The 18,246-nt window shown below is 34.2% G+C and carries 16 protein-coding genes; 13 read left to right on the top strand and 3 right to left on the bottom strand.

What is annotated here, in order from left to right:
• Window positions 1–48 precede the first annotated feature (48 nt).
• The 6 genes from BTJ66_RS05485 to BTJ66_RS05455 all read left to right on the top strand — a co-directional run bounded on the left by BTJ66_RS05485 (window position 49) and on the right by BTJ66_RS05455 (window position 8,677).
• Window positions 49–1,302: an MFS transporter gene (locus BTJ66_RS05485; protein WP_099089967.1), complete on the top strand. Its 1,254-nt coding sequence runs from the start codon at window positions 49–51 to the stop codon at window positions 1,300–1,302.
• Between the two features lie 822 nt (window positions 1,303–2,124).
• Window positions 2,125–3,120, top strand: a complete 996-nt coding sequence (gene argF / locus BTJ66_RS05480; RefSeq protein ID WP_193433014.1) for an ornithine carbamoyltransferase — start codon at window positions 2,125–2,127, stop codon at window positions 3,118–3,120.
• Window positions 3,121–3,982: 862 nt separating this feature from the next.
• Window positions 3,983–5,521, top strand: coding sequence for a glucose-specific PTS transporter subunit IIBC (gene ptsG / locus BTJ66_RS05470; protein ID WP_099089964.1), 1,539 nt, complete (start codon window positions 3,983–3,985; stop codon window positions 5,519–5,521).
• Window positions 5,522–5,600: 79 nt separating this feature from the next.
• Window positions 5,601–6,332 (top strand): glucosamine-6-phosphate deaminase, encoded by a 732-nt coding sequence (nagB, locus tag BTJ66_RS05465; protein ID WP_099089963.1) that lies wholly within the window; start codon window positions 5,601–5,603, stop codon window positions 6,330–6,332.
• 310 nt (window positions 6,333–6,642) lie between these two features.
• Window positions 6,643–7,491 carry an AhlS family quorum-quenching N-acyl homoserine lactonase gene (gene ahlS, locus BTJ66_RS05460; RefSeq protein WP_099089962.1) on the top strand — a complete coding sequence of 283 codons (849 nt, stop codon included), beginning with the start codon at window positions 6,643–6,645 and terminating at the stop codon, window positions 7,489–7,491.
• 55 nt (window positions 7,492–7,546) lie between these two features.
• Window positions 7,547–8,677 (top strand): zinc-dependent alcohol dehydrogenase family protein, encoded by a 1,131-nt coding sequence (locus BTJ66_RS05455; RefSeq protein WP_099089961.1) that lies wholly within the window; start codon window positions 7,547–7,549, stop codon window positions 8,675–8,677.
• A 94-nt stretch (window positions 8,678–8,771) separates the two neighbouring features.
• Here BTJ66_RS05455 and BTJ66_RS05450 read toward each other — a convergent pair whose 3' ends face one another.
• The 3 genes from BTJ66_RS05450 to BTJ66_RS05440 are packed head-to-tail and all read right to left on the bottom strand — an operon-like array spanning window position 8,772 to window position 12,009.
• The gene (locus BTJ66_RS05450) at window positions 8,772–9,995 is read right to left on the bottom strand and encodes a NupC/NupG family nucleoside CNT transporter (RefSeq protein WP_099089960.1); all 1,224 of its coding nucleotides are present in this window, start codon (window positions 9,993–9,995) and stop codon (window positions 8,772–8,774) included.
• Between the two features lie 9 nt (window positions 9,996–10,004).
• Window positions 10,005–10,916 (bottom strand): pseudouridine-5'-phosphate glycosidase, encoded by a 912-nt coding sequence (locus tag BTJ66_RS05445; RefSeq protein WP_099089959.1) that lies wholly within the window; start codon window positions 10,914–10,916, stop codon window positions 10,005–10,007.
• Window positions 10,900–12,009: a carbohydrate kinase gene (locus tag BTJ66_RS05440; protein ID WP_099089958.1), complete on the bottom strand. Its 1,110-nt coding sequence runs from the start codon at window positions 12,007–12,009 to the stop codon at window positions 10,900–10,902. The genes BTJ66_RS05445 and BTJ66_RS05440 overlap by 17 nt, the downstream gene beginning before the upstream one ends.
• Before the next feature lie 434 nt (window positions 12,010–12,443).
• Between BTJ66_RS05440 and BTJ66_RS05435 the strand changes: the two genes are divergently transcribed.
• From BTJ66_RS05435 to BTJ66_RS05405, 7 genes are all read left to right on the top strand, one after another.
• Window positions 12,444–13,754, top strand: coding sequence for a PTS sugar transporter subunit IIC (locus BTJ66_RS05435; protein ID WP_099089957.1), 1,311 nt, complete (start codon window positions 12,444–12,446; stop codon window positions 13,752–13,754).
• 23 nt (window positions 13,755–13,777) lie between these two features.
• Window positions 13,778–14,674 (top strand): DUF7916 family protein, encoded by an 897-nt coding sequence (locus BTJ66_RS05430; RefSeq protein ID WP_099089956.1) that lies wholly within the window; start codon window positions 13,778–13,780, stop codon window positions 14,672–14,674.
• A 26-nt stretch (window positions 14,675–14,700) separates the two neighbouring features.
• Window positions 14,701–15,021, top strand: a complete 321-nt coding sequence (locus BTJ66_RS05425) for a PTS sugar transporter subunit IIB (RefSeq protein ID WP_099089955.1) — start codon at window positions 14,701–14,703, stop codon at window positions 15,019–15,021.
• Window positions 15,022–15,031: 10 nt separating this feature from the next.
• Window positions 15,032–15,358: a PTS lactose/cellobiose transporter subunit IIA gene (locus tag BTJ66_RS05420; protein ID WP_099089954.1), complete on the top strand. Its 327-nt coding sequence runs from the start codon at window positions 15,032–15,034 to the stop codon at window positions 15,356–15,358.
• A gap of 239 nt (window positions 15,359–15,597) precedes the next feature.
• Window positions 15,598–16,392, top strand: coding sequence for an amino acid ABC transporter substrate-binding protein (locus BTJ66_RS05415; protein WP_099089953.1), 795 nt, complete (start codon window positions 15,598–15,600; stop codon window positions 16,390–16,392).
• Entirely contained in the window at window positions 16,376–17,095 is a 720-nt protein-coding gene (locus tag BTJ66_RS05410; protein ID WP_099089952.1) for an amino acid ABC transporter permease, read from the top strand. The genes BTJ66_RS05415 and BTJ66_RS05410 overlap by 17 nt, the downstream gene beginning before the upstream one ends.
• On the top strand, window positions 17,092–17,823 hold the full coding sequence (locus BTJ66_RS05405) for an amino acid ABC transporter ATP-binding protein (protein ID WP_099089951.1): 732 nt from the start codon (window positions 17,092–17,094) through the stop codon (window positions 17,821–17,823). Before BTJ66_RS05410 ends, BTJ66_RS05405 begins: the two co-directional genes overlap by 4 nt.
• The last annotated feature ends 423 nt before the right edge of the window (window positions 17,824–18,246 follow it).

The raw sequence follows: 18,246 nt of genomic DNA, 5'->3' as shown, positions 1-18,246 counted from the left end.
AAGTAGCTCGTGTTAGGAATGAAATTTATTGATATAGGGGTGTTATACATGAATAAAAAATTAGCTAAAATGGGAATGCCACCATCGTTGTTGTGGGGATATATTGGGGTGCTTATCTTTATGATGGGGGATGGATTAGAGTTAGCGTGGATCAGCCCATATTTAAATGATCATGGGCTTTCCATACATCAAACGGCGATATTAACCACTTTTTATGGTGTGACGATTGCTATTGGATCATGGCTTTCAGGTGTATTAGTAGAAATTATTGGTCCACGAAAAGTGATGTTGTTAGGAACCATATTATATATTATTGGTCACATGATATTTGTGGGCTTTGCTGTTCCTTCTATGAATTACGCATTAATGATACCGTCTTATGCTATTAGAGGGTTTGGTTATCCATTATTTGCATACTCATTCTTGGTTTGGGTAGCATATCGTTCTCCCCAAAAACGCTTAGGTGCTGCAGTAGGATGGTTTTGGTTTGTATTTACAGGCGGTCTGAGTGTATTAGGTTCATTTTATTCTTCAATGACAATTCAATTATTTGGTCATCTATTTACGTTGTGGACAGCTATTATATGGGTGCTTATTGGAACATTTTTAGCTGTTGTTGTAAATCGTGATAAATTTGAAATTGAGAACAAGGGGAATGGCTTTAAAGCACATCTGAAAGACTTAGGTGCTGGTATAACAATATTAAAAAGAGAACCTCGAGTAGCAGTAGCTTGTATTGTAAGGATTATTAACCAAGCTGCACAATATGCATTTCCATTATTCCTTCCTATATATTTATCTACTAAAGGGATAGCTACAACAACATGGTTGAATATTTGGGGTACTATTTTTATAGCCAATATTATTTTTAATCTTATTTTCGGTGCATTAAGTGATAAAATTGGTTGGAAAAATACGATTTCATATATTGGTGGTATTGGCTGTGCCCTATTTACGTTAGGTCTGTACTTTATTCCAGAACTATTTACAGGGAATGTATTTGTTGTTGGAACAGTAGGGTTTTTATGGGGGATGTGTTTGGCTGGTTTCGTACCAATATCAGCACTTGTACCTTCACTTGTACATGATGGCGACAAAGGACCTGCAATGGCAATTTTAAACTTAGGTGCGGGTTTATGTGTATTTGCTGGACCAGGTTTAGTTGCATTATTTTATGATAGCATTGGTGTAAAAGGTATGATGTATCTCATCTTCGGGCTCTATGTAGCTAGCGCTATTATGACACGTTTCTTAAAAACACCAGAGGAACGTGGCATATTGAGTCATAAAGAAGTAACGTAATCAGGCTACATGTACAACACAAGTTAATAACTACGTTTTAAAAGTCTAAGATTTCAATAGAAAGTCTTAGGCTTTTTTTGAATAAACAGAAGATGATTAGCTTGAAAATAAGTAGTTTTACAGCATTAGTAATGGTTTTATTTCTAATATAGAAGTGACATATTTAATATTTTATTATTAGATGCGGGTGATATACATTAAAAACATAAGGACAACAAGCATCGAAACAATATTAAAACACCTCTAAATAATTGAATGTATAAACCAAATCAAAAGCCTATTAGATATCAGGGGGGCTAATAGGCTTTTGAATGAATTAATGATCGACAATGGATACTAAAATTCATTTTTTAATTAAAAGGGTTATTATGGAATTATTTTTGAGGTGGAGTGGAAATGGTTGAATTATTTTTCTTGAAAACCGCCTGAAACAAATTGAGCAACGATTTGTTTGATTACAGCAATAATATCTTTAAACATAACAATTCACCTCCAAGAAATTGATGATTACAGTATCAATGTACAATAATATAACCATTAAAAGTGGCGTAACGCATAACTCGTGCTTTAGACTTCAAAACTGTTTGTTGTCAGAAATTTTTATTGCTTAAACGATGAAGATTTCATCATTGTTGTTTACAACAAGTTATAAGGATTGCACATAGAAATTGACGCAAAATAATTTTTATTTTAAAAATATGCATTATTTAGTATAAATATACTTGATTTATAGTAGGAATACCTTTATTATGTATATAAATCTTATAAAAATATTGGAGTGATGAAAATGGGGCGTACACAACAGCATTAAATAATTTAGCTTTGTTCAAAGGTAGACATTTTTTGAAGACATGTGATTTTTCAGCAGAAGAGTTACATACTTTAATTGATTTTACAGGTGAATTAAAGGAGAAGAAAAAGCGTGGCATTCCGCATCCCTATTTAAAAGGGAAAAATTTAGCATTTTTATTTGAAAAACCTTCAACAAGAACACGTTCGGCATTTAGCGTGGCAGCCTATGATCTAGGCGCATATCCGGAATATTTTGGACAAGGCGATATACATTTAGGTGTTAAAGAATCCACTGAAGATACTGCAAAAGTGTTAGGAAGTATGTATGACGGCATAGAGTTTAGAGGATACCATCAAAAAGATGTAGAGACATTAGCTGAAAATGCCAATGTACCAATATGGAATGGCTTAACTAATGAGTGGCATCCCACACAAATGATTGCAGATTTTTATACATTAAAAGAAAACTGGGGGATATTAGAAGGTAAAACATTAACGTATATTGGTGATGCGAGAAATAATGTCGCCCATGATTTGCTAGTCACAGGTGCAATTTTAGGTGTTAACGTGCATATTTGTGCACCTAAATCATTACAACCTAACGAGGAAATACAAGCATTAGCTAAACAATATGCAGCTCAGCATCAAAGTGATTTATTGATTACTGATGATGTAGCTCAAGCCATATATCATACCGATGCGATTTATACAGATGTTTGGTTCTCTATGGGTGAAGATCACTCAGTACTTGAATCACGTATTAATCAGTTATTACCCTATCAAGTGAATGAGCAGATGTTGATAAATACGATGAATCCAGAAGTGATTGTATTACATTGTTTACCAGCATTTCATGATGTAAATACCCAAGTAGGGCAGCAAATATATGAAACATATGGTTTAACTGAAATGGAAATCACGGATGATGTATTTAAAGGTAAGCATGCTGTTATTTTTAACCAAGCAGAGAACAGATTACACTCAATTAAAGCAATTATGGCAGTCACGTTAGGTGACCTATTTTAAATAAAAAAGATATTTTTATTTATAAACTGAGACTGGGACAAATTAGGTTCGTTCCAGTCTCAGTTTATATTATCAGTTCTAGCCATACTTATCGGGGCGGGGCGACGAAATCTATTTAAGAAAATTAGATTTCTGTTCCGCTCTCATCTAATAGAGGGGGGATATCCCCCTCTATTTTTATTTAAAAAATTAATGAAATTAATATTAAAAGGGAGGTAAGCATAAATAAAAGCGAAGCGACTTTTTCTCGCTCAAAAAGATAAATTGATGTCAAAAGCGTAAAGCCTAAAAGCATTAGCAATCTAAAAGTTTCACCAAATGTAAAAACATTAATTAAATCTAATAGATATCCGAAGAAAAAAACGGCACTTAGTCCAAATAGAACTTTTTGATAGTTGTTCCATGCGCTCATTTAACATCGCTCCTCGTATAAAATCCTTCTTATATATTTACATAAATTAGCCAGTAAAGTAAAATCAATATATTTTTTAGACCTAATATAGGTTGAACAATTTCATCGAAGTGCCTGTGATTATCTTTTTGCACATATTTTTTATCATTAGCTATATAAGCAGATGAAATTTATTATGTTAGTAATTTATGTAGTTTAATTGCTCAAAATAAGCGACTACTAAGATCTTAATGATTAATACTTTGGATGGCGTTTGTAAAATAGTTTCAGTAATAAAGTAGAGAAATAAAATGAAAATAGATATGGTAACAATTGATTGTAAAACTATACTTGCAAACCTATAACGGGCAAGATATTACCTAATTATGAAAATAATTTTCAATATAATGAATTATATTGATTAATATTTTCTTTAACTGTATATTTATGTTAATTAGGAGGTAATAAAATATGAGTAAATTGTTTGAAAAAGCACAACAATTTGGAAAGTCATTTATGTTGCCAATTGCAATTTTACCTGCGGCAGGATTATTACTCGGTATCGGTGGTGCATTAAGTAATCCGAACACAATCAAAGCATATCCAGTACTAGATATTACTTTTTTACAAAATATATTTATTCTAATGTCTGCAGCAGGAAATATCGTTTTTCAAAATTTACCGGTTATTTTTGCGGTGGGTGTGGCATTAGGTTTAGCCAAAAGCGATAAAGGAACTGCTGGCCTAGCAGCTATGCTTGGATTTTTAATTATGAATGCATCAATGAATGGATTATTAACGATTACGGGTACATTAGCAAAGGTGAACTTGGCAGAAGAGGGTCAAAGTATGGTCCTCGGCATACAAACTGTAGAAACAGGTGTGTTTGGGGGAATTATCACTGGTATAATGACAGCGCTTTTACATAATAAGTTCCATAAGATATCACTTCCGGCATATCTAGGATTCTTCGGTGGATCGCGCTTTGTACCAATCATTACAGCAGTGTCTTCAATTGTATTAGGTGTTGTGATGTTCTTTGTTTGGCCAACCGTTCAAGGATGGATATTTGGTGTTGGCAGTATTGTTGATAAAACAGGTGTAATTGGTACATTTTTCTTTGGATTCATATTGCGATTATTAGGACCATTTGGTTTACACCATATTTTTTATTTACCTTTTTGGCAAACGGCATTGGGAGGTTCACTAGAAGTTAAAGGGCACATGGTTCAAGGTACACAGAATATATTCTTTGCACAATTAGGCGACCCTGATGTGACGAAATACTATACAGGTGTTTCACGATATATGTCTGGAAGATTTATAACAATGATGTTCGGTCTTTGCGGGGCAGCGTTGGCGATTTATCATACTGCGAAACCTGAACGAAAAAAAGTAGTTGGCGGATTAATGTTATCTGCAGCATTAACGTCCTTCTTAACAGGAATTACTGAACCTTTAGAATTTAGTTTCCTATTTGTTGCTCCCGTACTATATGTTATTCATGCAATTTTAGATGGTTTCGCATTTATGATGGCTGATATCTTCAATATAACAGTGGGTCAAACATTTAGTGGTGGTTTTATAGATTATTTATTATTTGGTGTCTTACAAGGTAATGATAAGACGAATTTTTTATGGGTTATCCCCATAGGTATTGTTTGGTTTATTTTATATTATGGCATATTTAGATGTTTAATTATGAAATTTAATTTTAAAACACCTGGACGTGAAGATGAAGCAGCAACAGACACTGTAGCAGTAACAGATCGTGCTAAGACAATCATTGAAGCACTTGGGGGTAAAGGAAATATCGATGTCGTTGATTGTTGTGCTACTAGATTAAGGGTAACGTTAAATACAGATAAAGAAGTTGATAAAACCATGCTAGCATCCACAGAAGCACGTGGTGTGATTCAAAAAGGGAACGGCGTACAAGTCATTTATGGACCACATGTCACTACTATTAAGAATGAAGTAGAAGAACTTTTAGAAAATGAAACAAACTAAATCCAACAGTAACGCATATAAAGATTAACTTTTTAAATTAACGAATTATTAATAGGAAAGAGAAAGAAATGGTGAAAAGATGAATGTAATAAATTTAAAAAATCGTACTATTGGGAGTCAGTATGTCGCGACAGAAATACTTAAACAACTTATCATCAAACCTGATGCCGTGCTTGGATTGGCCACTGGCAATACAATGGTGGACGTGTATAAACACTTATCAGAACTATTAAATATTAATAAAATAGACTTATCAAATGTTGTAACTTTTAATTTAGATGAATACGTAGGTTTATCAGCAGAGCATAAGCAAAGCTATCATGTATATATGCATGAGCACTTATTTAACAATAATGACACGTGGAACAAAGCGCATCTTCATTTACCTGTAGGTGATGCTATAAACGTCGAATATGAAAGTGAAAATTATGAAAAATGTTTAAGTGAGATAGGTCCGGCAGATATCCAAATATTAGGAATAGGTGAAAATGGGCACATTGGTTTTAATGAGCCTCACTCATCATTTGCCAGTGTAACAAGAGTTGTTGATTTGACACCTTCAACAATTCATGCGAATCGTCAACATTTTGAAAGGATTGAAGATGTCCCAAAACAGGCAATTTCAATGGGATTGTCATCGATTATGCGTGCAAAACGTATCATATTAATAGCGTTCGGCAAGAACAAACAACAAGCTATAAATCAATTGCTAAAAGGTGAAATATCAGAAGTTTTGCCGGCTTCAATTTTGCACAAACATCCAAATGTAGAGGTGATCATTGATGATGACATCTTTACATCAATCCTATGAAATTATAACTACTCTGAAACATAAATGATTATGCCTAGTTTACTTTCATAAAGTCATCTTGCTGGGGTGGGACGATGAAATCTGTTTAATAAAATGTGATTTCTATCCCACTCCTATTATTTTGGATAGTTTTGGATATTACGAAAAGAACTTTATATCAAAATTTTAATGTGATAAGACTTGCATGATTTTGCTATCATACACACACATAATTGAATGCCTAACGTATGAATTATAAATAATAAAAAATTGATTTTTGTAATCGTTTACAATTATAATGTAATTATACAATTTAAAGGGGTGTGTATTTATGGTTAATGTGAAAAAAGAGCGCATGAAAATATATGTTTTAGACAACGGACGTATGAAAATGGATAAGAATTTAATGATTGCCAATTCAAATCAAGCGACACTAGATGACCCAAAAGCGCATAACGAAATGCATGAGTTCCCAATATATACTGTGTTTATAGACCATCCTGATGCTAAAATACTGTTTGATACAGCGTGTAACCCAAATGCTATGGGAGATAATGGTAGATGGATTAGTGCAACACAAAAGGCATTTCCTTACTTTGCAGATGAATCATGTCATCTACCCCATAGATTAGAACAAATAAATGTGGATCCTAAAGAAGTTGATTTTGTCATTGCTTCGCACTTACATTTAGATCATGCAGGATGTTTAGAATATTTCACTAATGCTACAATTATCGTACATGATGATGAGTTGAGTGGCGCAATGAAAACCTATGCACGAAACCAGCAAGAAGGTGCGTATATTTGGGCAGATATAGATGCTTGGATTAAAAATAATTTAAAATGGAGAACAATTAAAAAAGAAGAAGACAATTTGAAACTGGTAGATGGTATACGCATATTAAATTATGGTAGTGGTCATGCATGGGGCATTATCGGTTTAGAAATCGAAAGTGCTGAATTAGGTACGATTATATTGGCTTCAGATGCAATATACACAAAAGAAAGTATAGAAGATACTTTAAAACCACCAGGTATTTTATATGATTCAATTGGATGGACAAAATCAGTAGAAAAAATAAAAAGATTAGCAGAAGAAAGAAATGCTCAAATTTGGTTTGGTCATGATGGAGAACAGTTTGAAGGTTTTAGAAAATCAACGGAAGGCTATTATGAATAATGCCAACTGTATCAAAGTAACTGTGAATAATTTTGATGAATGAGGAGCGTTTGTTATGAAGACAAGAGCTGCAGTATTAAGTGAAATGGGTAAAGATGCCCCATATGCGGAAAGTAAACCTTTAGCAATAGAAACTTTAGAACTGAATGAACCTGAAGCCAATGAAGTACTTATAAAAATAGGGGCAGTAGGTTTATGTCACTCTGATTTATCTGTGATTAATGGAAGCCGTCCACGTCCAATGCCTATGGTTTTGGGACATGAAGCCGCGGGGGAAATTATTGAGTTAGGCGAAGGTGTCTCGGGGTTTGAAGTAGGTGATCATATTGTTTGTACGTTTATACCAAGTTGTGGTCATTGTATTCCATGTCGTGAAGGCAGACCTGCATTATGTGAAAATGGAGCGGCTGCGAATGAAAAAGGAGAAATGTTAGAAGGGGGATTTCGTTATCAATCTGTTAATGGTAAAACGATACATCATCATTTAGGTGTATCAGGATTTGCAGATTATGCTGTTGTTTCTACGAATTCTATTGTCAAAGTAGATAAAAATATACCTTTTGAAAAAGTAGCCATTTTTGGTTGCGCTGTTATTACAGGAATAGGTGCAGTGATTAACACCGCACGTATCAATGCAGGTAGTACTGTAGCAGTCGTAGGACTTGGAGGTATTGGACTTAATGCTATTCTTGGAGCGCGACTTGCAGGTGCTAGTGAAATTATAGCTTTAGATATTAAGGAAGAAAAATTTGACTTGGCTAAATCATTGGGTGCAACTGCAGTATTTAATTCTGGTGACGAGCATGTTGTAGAGGCGGTTAAACAACATACAAATGGTGGTGTGGATTATGCATTTGAGACAGCAGGTGTTGTGCCAGCAATGGATGTAGCATATCAAATTACGCGGCGGGGTGGAATGACCACGACCACGGGATTGCCAGATCCAAAGCATAAATTTTCCTTTCCTCAAGTAACATTAGCTGCTGAAGAAAGAACGGTTAAAGGCTCATATGTAGGAAGTTGTGTACCAGACAGAGATATACCACGCTTTATAAATTTATATAATCAAGGACGTTTACCGGTAAATGAACTGCTCACTGACACGTTACCATTAGAAAAGATTAATGAAGGATTTGATCGTTTAGCGCGTGGTGAAGCGGCACGTTTAGTAGTGAAAATGAATTAAATGACAATAAACATAAGCTATGCGCTCAATTTTTTGAACGCATAGCTTTTTAAGTTAATATTAGCTAGACAGCGTGTGTAATAGCATCGTCGATTTACAGTACTAATCCAATTATAGAAGCAGAGATGATTGAAGCTAAAGTAGCACCGAGTAATAAACGTAGAGCAAATGAAGCAATGTTATTACCTTGCTCACTACTTATCCCTTTAATGGCTCCGACAATAATGCCGACTGTACCAAAATTAGCAAAGCTTACAAGATACACGGAAAGTATGCCTTGTGTGCGTGAGGATAAATCTCCAGCTAATTTTTGAAAATCTAGCATAGCAACAAATTCATTAGTAATTAGTTTTGTTGCCATAATTGACCCTGCGTGGACGGTCTCACTCCATGGAATACCTATAATAAATGCGATAGGTGCAAAAATATAGCCAATTAGCTGTTTGAAGTTAAGCCCCACTAAATCAAATAGGATAGTAATAGCTTCCATTAAAGAAATAAAAGCAAGTAGCATTACGCCTACAGTGATTGCTATTTTGAATCCGTCTATGGCGCTATCACCTATCATTTGGAAAAATGGAATCTTTTTAGACTGCGCTTTTCTCTTATTTGTAGATTGCAGATTGTTTGTGTTGCCAATTAAATTAGATATTTCAACATCACTTTTATTGGCTTGATAAGGATTAATAATGCTTGCAACTATAAGCGCGCTGAAGATATTAAGCATAACTGCCGTCACAACATATTTAGGTTCAATCATTTGCATATAAGAACCAAGCATTGCCATACTTACAGCACTCATAGCAGAGGTAGCAATAGTATAAAGTTTTGCACGTGATAACTTTGGAATTATGTTTTTTATTGTAAGAAATACTTCAGGTTGCCCCAACATTGAAGTGGAAATTGCAAAATAACTTTCTAATCTACCCATACGTGTAACTTTATTAATAATAAGCCCAACATATTTGATTATGAAGGGAAGTATGTTTAAGTAGTTTAGTATGCCGATCAGTACAGAAATAAATACTAAAGGAAGTAATACGTTTAAGAAAAACGTAGAGCCGCCTTTATTTTCAATATCACCAAACACAAAATCTATACCTGCATGACTAATGTTAATTAGCTTCTCGAAAAATGCTCCTAGGCCAGTTAAAATGGTTAAGCCGATAGTCGTATTCATCATGAAGAGGACAATAATTATTTGAATAATGAGCATGATGAGTGGCTTTTTAATATTAATATCTTTGCGATTGAAGCTAAAGAGAAACGCTATGAACAATGCGAAAATAATACCAGTAAAGCCAAATAAAATGGACATAAAGATCACCTACAATTGAGTGAAAGCAACAGCTATTTTAGCTCCTAAAACTGCATTGTTTTCAACAAGTTTTATATTTGTTTTTAAACTTTTTCCATCAGATTTATCTACAATTTTACCGAGTAAGAATGGCGTAGCATCTTTACCACTAATCCCTTTGTCGTCTGCTTCTTTGACTGCATCTTCTATTATTTGGTCAATGTAGGCTTTAGATAGTGCATCTGCTTGTGGAACAGGATTAGCCACCACGATACCACCATTGAGCGCTAATTCGTTTTTAGTCTTGCAGATACGCGCAATTGCTTCGGGGGTGTCTGCTGAGCTGTTTAATTTGATGCCACTTTCTGGAGTGAAAAACGCAGGAAGTTCATCAGTTTGATAACCGATGACGGGAACGCCATTTGTTTCAAGGTATTCCAATGTTTTTGGTAAGTCTAATATTGACTTTGCACCTGCACAAATGACAGTTACATTGGTTTGACTTAATTCTTCTAAATCTGCAGAGATATCCATTGTTTGCGCAACACCTCTATGTACGCCTCCAATACCACCAGTAACAAAGAATTTAATATCAGCTAATTCTGCACAAATCATGGTAGAGGCAACTGTTGTTGCACCAATACGTTTAGTTGCAATGATTTCAGCTAAATCTCGGCGTGATACCTTAGCCACATCATCGCTTGTTGCAAGCAAGTCTAACTCATTTGCTTCTAAACCAATTTTGATTTTTCCATCAATAATTGCAATCGTTGCAGGAATAGCGCCATGATTTCTAATGATTTGTTCAACATTTTGAGCCATTTCAACATTTTGGGGATATGGCATGCCATGTGAAATAATTGTAGATTCTAAAGCAACGATAGGTTTGTCTTCAGCTTTACCTTGTGCGACTTCTTTTGAAAATTCAATATATTTTTGCATTTCTATATTCCTCCAAGTCTCGATATAATTGTTGTTTATCTAAGTTTTGTCTAACTGTGTAATTGGTTTCGATTGTTTTGCGAGCATTAATCATTCCAGCAGTAAGTATGTCGTCAATATTCAAATTGTTTAGCCAACTGAACACCACTGCACTAGAAAATGAGTCTCCAGCCCCAGTTACATCTATTACATTATTTGATGGTATGATGGGTTGTATTATTTCAGTTTCATTATTTTTAAATACAAGTTCTTTAACGCCATTTGTAATAACAACATTGGAAACACCTAATGCTATCCATTTTTGAGCAGCTTGCTTCATATCATCAATCGTATTTATGCTCATGTTGAAATAAGTTTCCGTTTCATCTCGGTTGATGATAAGCCAATCTATCGCATGTAATGAATCAGGCATATGTTTCATTTTTGGTGATGACACTGGTATGACTACAAGTTTGATGTTGTGTTTTTCTGAGTAAGCACAGAGAAAATCGATTGCATTTTTACTCAAATTCAAATCTACAATAATACATTTCGCTTTGATTAAGAGATGCGTACGTTTAATTAAAAATTCAGGTGTTATATAGTCATAAACTTCCATATCTGCTAATCCATAGGCCATATCACCATTTTCATTAATTAGTGCTGTATACGAACCGGTATTAGCATTTTCAATTTGTTGAACATGATCCAAATTCATAAATGGACTAGATAGTTTGTGAATCATGTCCCACTCACTATCGTTACCACTCGTAGATAGAAAGGCAACTGTTTCTCCCATACGTCCTAAATTTTCTGCTATGTTTCTTGCAACGCCGCCAATAGATCTAGTAGAAGTAACGGGATTTGAAGTCTCTGATTGTAATGTTGAATGGACATAAAATTTTCTATCTAAATTTGCAGCCCCAATACAAACGATTGGATAATTTTCATTTAACACATACGCTTTACCCAGCACATACTCTTTACGAATTAATCCAGAAATGATGTTGGCAACAGTAGGTCTAGATAAGCCGATGGATTGTGCAAGTTCTTGTTGTGAAATAAATGGATTATCTTGGATGCGTTTCAAAACCTCTCTTTCATTATTATTCATAAAACCCCTCCTTTATAAATAAACTTCAAACAATTGTTTATTTTCAAACTTTTGTTTGATTTCAATCAGAGCTTAGCATGTAATTTTACATTTGGATACGCTTACATAATAAAGTTTTAAAATTTGTAAATTCTTATTGAACAAAATTCAACAATTATAATGCAGTGTGACTAGTGCTATTTGAAGTCTTACCATAATTTGAATAAGTTAAATGTATAAAGATGAATATCGTATATATGGGATAGTAAACCTGGTAAAACAAGTCTTTCATCATATTCATTTTGATTTGTCTACGATATTCACCATATTTAAAAATGTTTTTATATTTCTATAAATAATTGAAACTACTAATTATATTGACATTGAATTAATTGTAAAATATAATGAATTAAACAATGTAAGCGTTTACAATTAAAATACAATGGGGTGTTCATGTGAGTAATTTTAATGACACATTAGAAAAGTATTTGTTGCCAGTAGCGTCTAAATTGGGATCTAATAAAATTTTAATTTCATTGAGGGATGGGATTATTGTTGCAATGCCATTGATTATTATTGGTTCCCTGTTTCTTGTTATTAGTGGAATTGCCATACCTGGATGGATTGAATGGTTGGAGTCGCAGGGGATACAACCATATTTAATGAAAGCAGTAAATGGTACTTTTGGTTTAATGGGATTGGTTGCTAGTTTTGGAGTAGCCCATAGCATTGCACGACAGTATGATACAGATGGTGTTTCGGCAGGTATTATTTCAATGGCTGCCTTTTTAGTTGTAACCCCTAATGTTATGACTGGTGGAAAGACACCAGAAGAAGCCATACCGCAGATGTATATGGGGAGTCAGGGGCTCTTCGTGGCATTGATTATTGGAATTTTTTCTGGCTTGATATTCCAATGGTTTATTAATAGAAACATACGTATTAAAATGCCAGATCAAGTACCACCTGCAGTAGCGAAAAGTTTCAGTGCATTAATACCTGGCGCGGCCATTATATTACTTTGGCTTATGATTTATGTTGCGCTAGATCATTTACCATTTGGTAACATACATGAGCTTATTGTTAATACTTTAGGCGTTCCTTTAAGCCTCATGGGAGGCACTTTAATAGGTACGATTATATTAGTGGGTCTAAATAGTGCTTTTTGGTTCGTTGGTATTCATGGTGCAAATGTTGTGAATGCAGTAATGCAACCGATTTGGCTTAAAAATATCGACGAAAACCGTATTGCCTACCAAGCAAATCCTCATGGTGATTTACCACATATTATCACCCAACCTTTTATCGATAACTTTGTATTTATGGGCGGTGGTGGTTCCACGATTGGTCTAGTTATTGTTATTGCCATTTTAGCTTTTAAAAAACGTTCAAGTAAAATTACGAAAACCATGGCACCACTGACTCTAATGCCCGGTATATTTAACATTAATGAACCAACATTATTTGGTTTGCCAGTGGTCTTAAATGTGAAATTGATTGTGCCATTTATATTGGCGCCGATGATAAATGCAACGATTACTTATTTTGCAATGGCAAGTGGTCTTGTTCATTTAACGAATGGAACTGCGATGCCCTGGACCATACCACCGGTGATTAGTGGCTTTTTAGCAACGGGTCATATCAGTGGTTCATTAGTACAAATGGTGTGTATTGTGGTTGATATTCTATTATATTATCCATTTTATAGGACGATGGAGAAATATAATTTACAACTAGAACAAAAGGAAGCAAATGACACAAAATAAATATAGTTAAAGGAGAATCAATCATGGTAAAAAGATTATTAAGTGCCAATGCATCTGAAATTGTGAAAATGACAGCTTCGGAATTAAAGCAAAGTATTAAAGCAAGTGATGGTCGGATCGTACTATCTGAAAATGTAGTAACACGTACGCCGGTGATACCGGATATCACCAATGCTGAACTTGCCCGAGCATATGGTGCCGATTTAATTTTATTAAATGGTTTAGATGCCTTTGATCCAAAGGTAGTCAATGTTGATGAAGATAAGCATGTCATAAAAGAATTAAGACGTCTTGTTGGTCGACCTATTGGAGTAAATTTAGAACCGGTAGATGAAACAGCGGCAATGGCAGAAGAAAAGTTGAACATTGTGGAAGGTCGTCAAGCAAGCGCAAGAACTGTAATGGCATTAGAAAAATTGGGCGTTAATTTTATATGTATGACAGGAAACCCTGGAACTGGTGTGACGAATGAAAAAATTGTCAGTGCTATTTCTGAGACAAGAGCGAATTTTACAGGTCTTATTATAGCAGGGAAAATGCATAGTGCTGGCGTAGATGAACCGGTCATAACCAAAGCTTATGTTGATAAATTTATAGAAGCAGGCGCAGATATTATTCTTGTTCCAGCTATAGGAACCGTACCAGGATTTGATGAGGAACAACTGAAAGGAATTGTTAAAGCAGTACACCGTCGTGACGGTTTAGTCATGTCTGCAATTGGTACAAGCCAAGAAAGTTCCGACCCAAGCACTATAAGAGATTTTGCTATACGAAACAAAATATGTGGCGTTGATATGCAGCATATAGGTGATGCTGGACATTGTGGGCTAGCGCCAGTTAATAATATATTTGAATTAAGCAAAGCTATTAGAGGGGAAAGACATACCTTATCGATGATAGCGCGATCAATACAACGATAACCTTAATACTACTGGGAGGGATTTTGATGTCAGAAAAAACAATTATGTTGGTGTGTGCAGCAGGGATGAGTACGAGTATGTTAGTTCAGAAAATGCAAGAAGCAGCAGAAAAACAAAACCTCGATAGAGAAATTTTTGCTGTTTCTACTACAGAAGCAGATCAAAAAATTGAAAATGATAATATTGATATTTTATTGCTAGGACCTCAAGTAAGATTTAAAAAAGATGAATATACAAAAAAATGTTTAGAAAAACAAATTCCTGTGGAAGTGATTGAAATGAGAGACTATGGAACGATGAATGGTGAACGTGTATTAAAGACAGCTGAACAATTGATGACAAAGTAGAGGTGGTTCAATGTCAGAAGTAGATAAAAGTTTAGAATTTGCTATGTCACTCATTGCTTATAGTGGCGATGCTAAAAGTCATGCAATGGAAGCAATTTATGCTGCAAAGAAACACGCATTTGAAGATGCTGAAACGAAATTAAAGCATGCTGAAGATGCTTTGTTAGAAGCGCATCATATTCAAACGAACATGTTAACAAAAGAAGCGCAAGGTGATGAAATAAAAATGTCCCTATTAACCATTCATAGTCAGGATCATTTAATGACAGCAATTTCTTTCAAAGATATGGCTGAAGAAATGATTGATTTATATAGAAAAATTGAGTCAATCTCATAATTAAATTGAGTGATTTAGTAGTTTAAGCACATTTTCAAAATAGTTGAAGATGTGCTCTTTTAAGTTTATAAGCTGAAAAACATGAGATAAATAAAGGACTCAATTAAATTGTAAGATATGTTAATTCATTATAATTAAAAAATAAATTCATATTAGGATAAAAAAGTTATTGACTAAATGGAGGGATAGGCATAGAATGTTTTTAATCCGATGAGAATAATAAGAATAGAGGGCGAAAAATGAAAAAATTAATATTAAGTATACTGACACTACTCATAGTTGTAGGACTTGCAGCATGTGGTAACTCTGACAAAAAAGACAGTGATAGTAAAAATAAAACAGCTAGTGAGAGTAAAACATTTGTTGTAGGAACTGAAGGAACATATGCACCATTCTCGTTTCATGATAAAAAAGACAAACTAACAGGTTACGATATCGATGTAATGAAAGCAGTAGCCAAAGAGATGGATTATAAAGTTAAATTTAAGGAAACACAATGGGATTCTATGTTTGCAGGATTAGACTCTGGTAGATTTAATGTCGTAGCTAACCAAGTAGGTATTAATGATGAACGTAAAGAAAAATATAAATTCTCTGAACCATATACGTTTTCAGAAGCGGTATTAGTCGTTAACAAAGATAACAAAGATATTAAATCATTTGATGACGTTAAAGGTAAGAAATTAGCACAAACATTTACATCTAATTATGGTAAATTAGCAAAATCTAAAGGCGCAGAATTAACGAAAGTAGACGGTTTCAATCAAGCTATGGATTTATTACAATCTAATAGAGTTGAAGGTACGTTTAATGATAATATTTCATACTTAGATTATAAAAAACAGAAACCTAACGCAGATGTCAAAGTGATTGAAGGTAATGCCGAAAAGAGTCAATCTGCATTAGCATTTAATAAAAAAGAAGACGATGAAACAATTAAAAAAGTAAATAAAGCAATGAAAAAATTAAAAGATAATGGTGAATTAACAAAAATAAGTAAAAAATGGTTCGGCGACGATGTTTCTAAATCTTAATTCAGAGCAGCAACATGCATTAGACGCAGCTGGTCAGGCATTTGCACCGATGCTTGAAGGACTAGTGAAATTTTCTATTCCAATTACGTTAGTGACTTTCGTATTGGGTTTGGTTATTGCACTACTCACCGCGTTAATGCGTATATCAACAAGCCGTGTATTAAGAGGGATTGCGCGCTTTTATATTTCAATCATTAGAGGTACACCGATGATTGTTCAATTATTCATTATCTTTTACGGTATTCCTGAACTCGGCAGATTATTGACCAATAACTCTGAAAATCAATGGACCTTAGCGCCAGTAATAGCAGCCATTATTGGTTTATCGTTAAACGTAGGGGCTTATGCTTCTGAAATTATTCGTGGTGGTATTATGTCTATACCTAAAGGTCAGACGGAAGCAGCATATTCAATTGGTATGAATTACAGACAAACAATTCAACGTATTATTTTACCTCAAGCTATTAGAGTATCTGTACCAGCATTAGGTAATACATTCTTAAGTTTAATTAAAGATACATCACTTTTAGGGTTTATTTTAGTGGCTGAAATGTTTAGAAAGGCACAAGAAGTTGCTTCTACGACCTATGAGTATTTAACAATATATCTTCTCGTAGCGCTTATGTACTGGGTGGTTTGCTTTATCATTTCAATTGTTCAAAACTTCTATGAATCTTATCTTGAAAGAGGGTATCGCTCATGATTGAACTCAAAAATATTAAAAAGTCATTTGATGATAAAGCAGTCATTAAAGGTATTGATTTAAAAGTAGGACAAGGAGAAGTTATTACATTTATTGGACGTTCAGGCTCAGGGAAGACGACCTTATTACGTATGATTAATGCTTTAGAGTTACCTACAGAGGGGGCTGTATACGTTAACGGAGAAACGTATAGTAATACAGATAAGAAATCACAAATAAAAGTACGGAAACAATCCGGCATGGTATTTCAAAGTTACAATTTATTTCCGCATAAGACAGCACTTGAAAATGTCATGGAAGGCTTAATCACAGTTAAAAAAGCCAAAAAAGATGAAGCTAAGCAACAAGCTTTGGCTTTGTTGGAAAAAGTAGATTTGACAGCTGTAAAAGATCAAAGACCTAATGCTTTATCGGGAGGTCAACAACAACGTGTTGCTATAGCGAGAGCGCTAGCAATGAATCCAAAAGTCATGTTGTTTGATGAACCAACCTCTGCATTAGATCCAGAATTAGTAAACGATGTCCTTCGTGTTATTAAAGATTTGGCAAATGAAGGTATGACAATGATTATTGTGACACATGAAATGCGTTTTGCAAAAGAAGTGTCTAACAAAATTCTTTTTATTCATGATGGTGTTGTGGGTGAATCAGGTCCTCCAGAACAAATATTTAATCATCCACAAACAGCTGAATTACAAAGATTTTTAAATATGATTCGTGAAGTATGATGTGTAAGTTTATTAGAAATAGTACGTTAAACATTTAATAGCCACGCGTTTTTATGCGTATGAGCTATTGTCTATATGAGTAACAGAGGCTGAGACAAATAAAGTGTCTCAGCCTCTGTTCTTTATAATGACAGTATTTTAATATTTTAAGATAGTGAGATTCATACATGCACTATAGCTCAGTTGAACTATTAGAATCACTTCTTGAGGGTGGGAAGATGAAATCAATAAGATTTCCATTCCATCCTTATTTTTATGAAAAGTTTTTTTATAAAGCTATATGAAATATGCGTAACGAACACTATAATTTGAGAATATAATGCTTTTTTATTTGATGTGCAACTTTTCGTATTGAAAGACGAAAAGAATTACACATCTACAGTCATTAGAAAGCGTTTACAATAATAGTGTAAGGAGGTTGCT

Source organism: Staphylococcus edaphicus, assembly GCF_002614725.1.
Taxonomy (GTDB): Bacteria; Bacillota; Bacilli; order Staphylococcales; family Staphylococcaceae; genus Staphylococcus; species Staphylococcus edaphicus.
The sequence above is the reverse complement of the archived record's forward strand: the minus strand, read 5'-3'. Positions and strand labels throughout refer to the sequence as shown.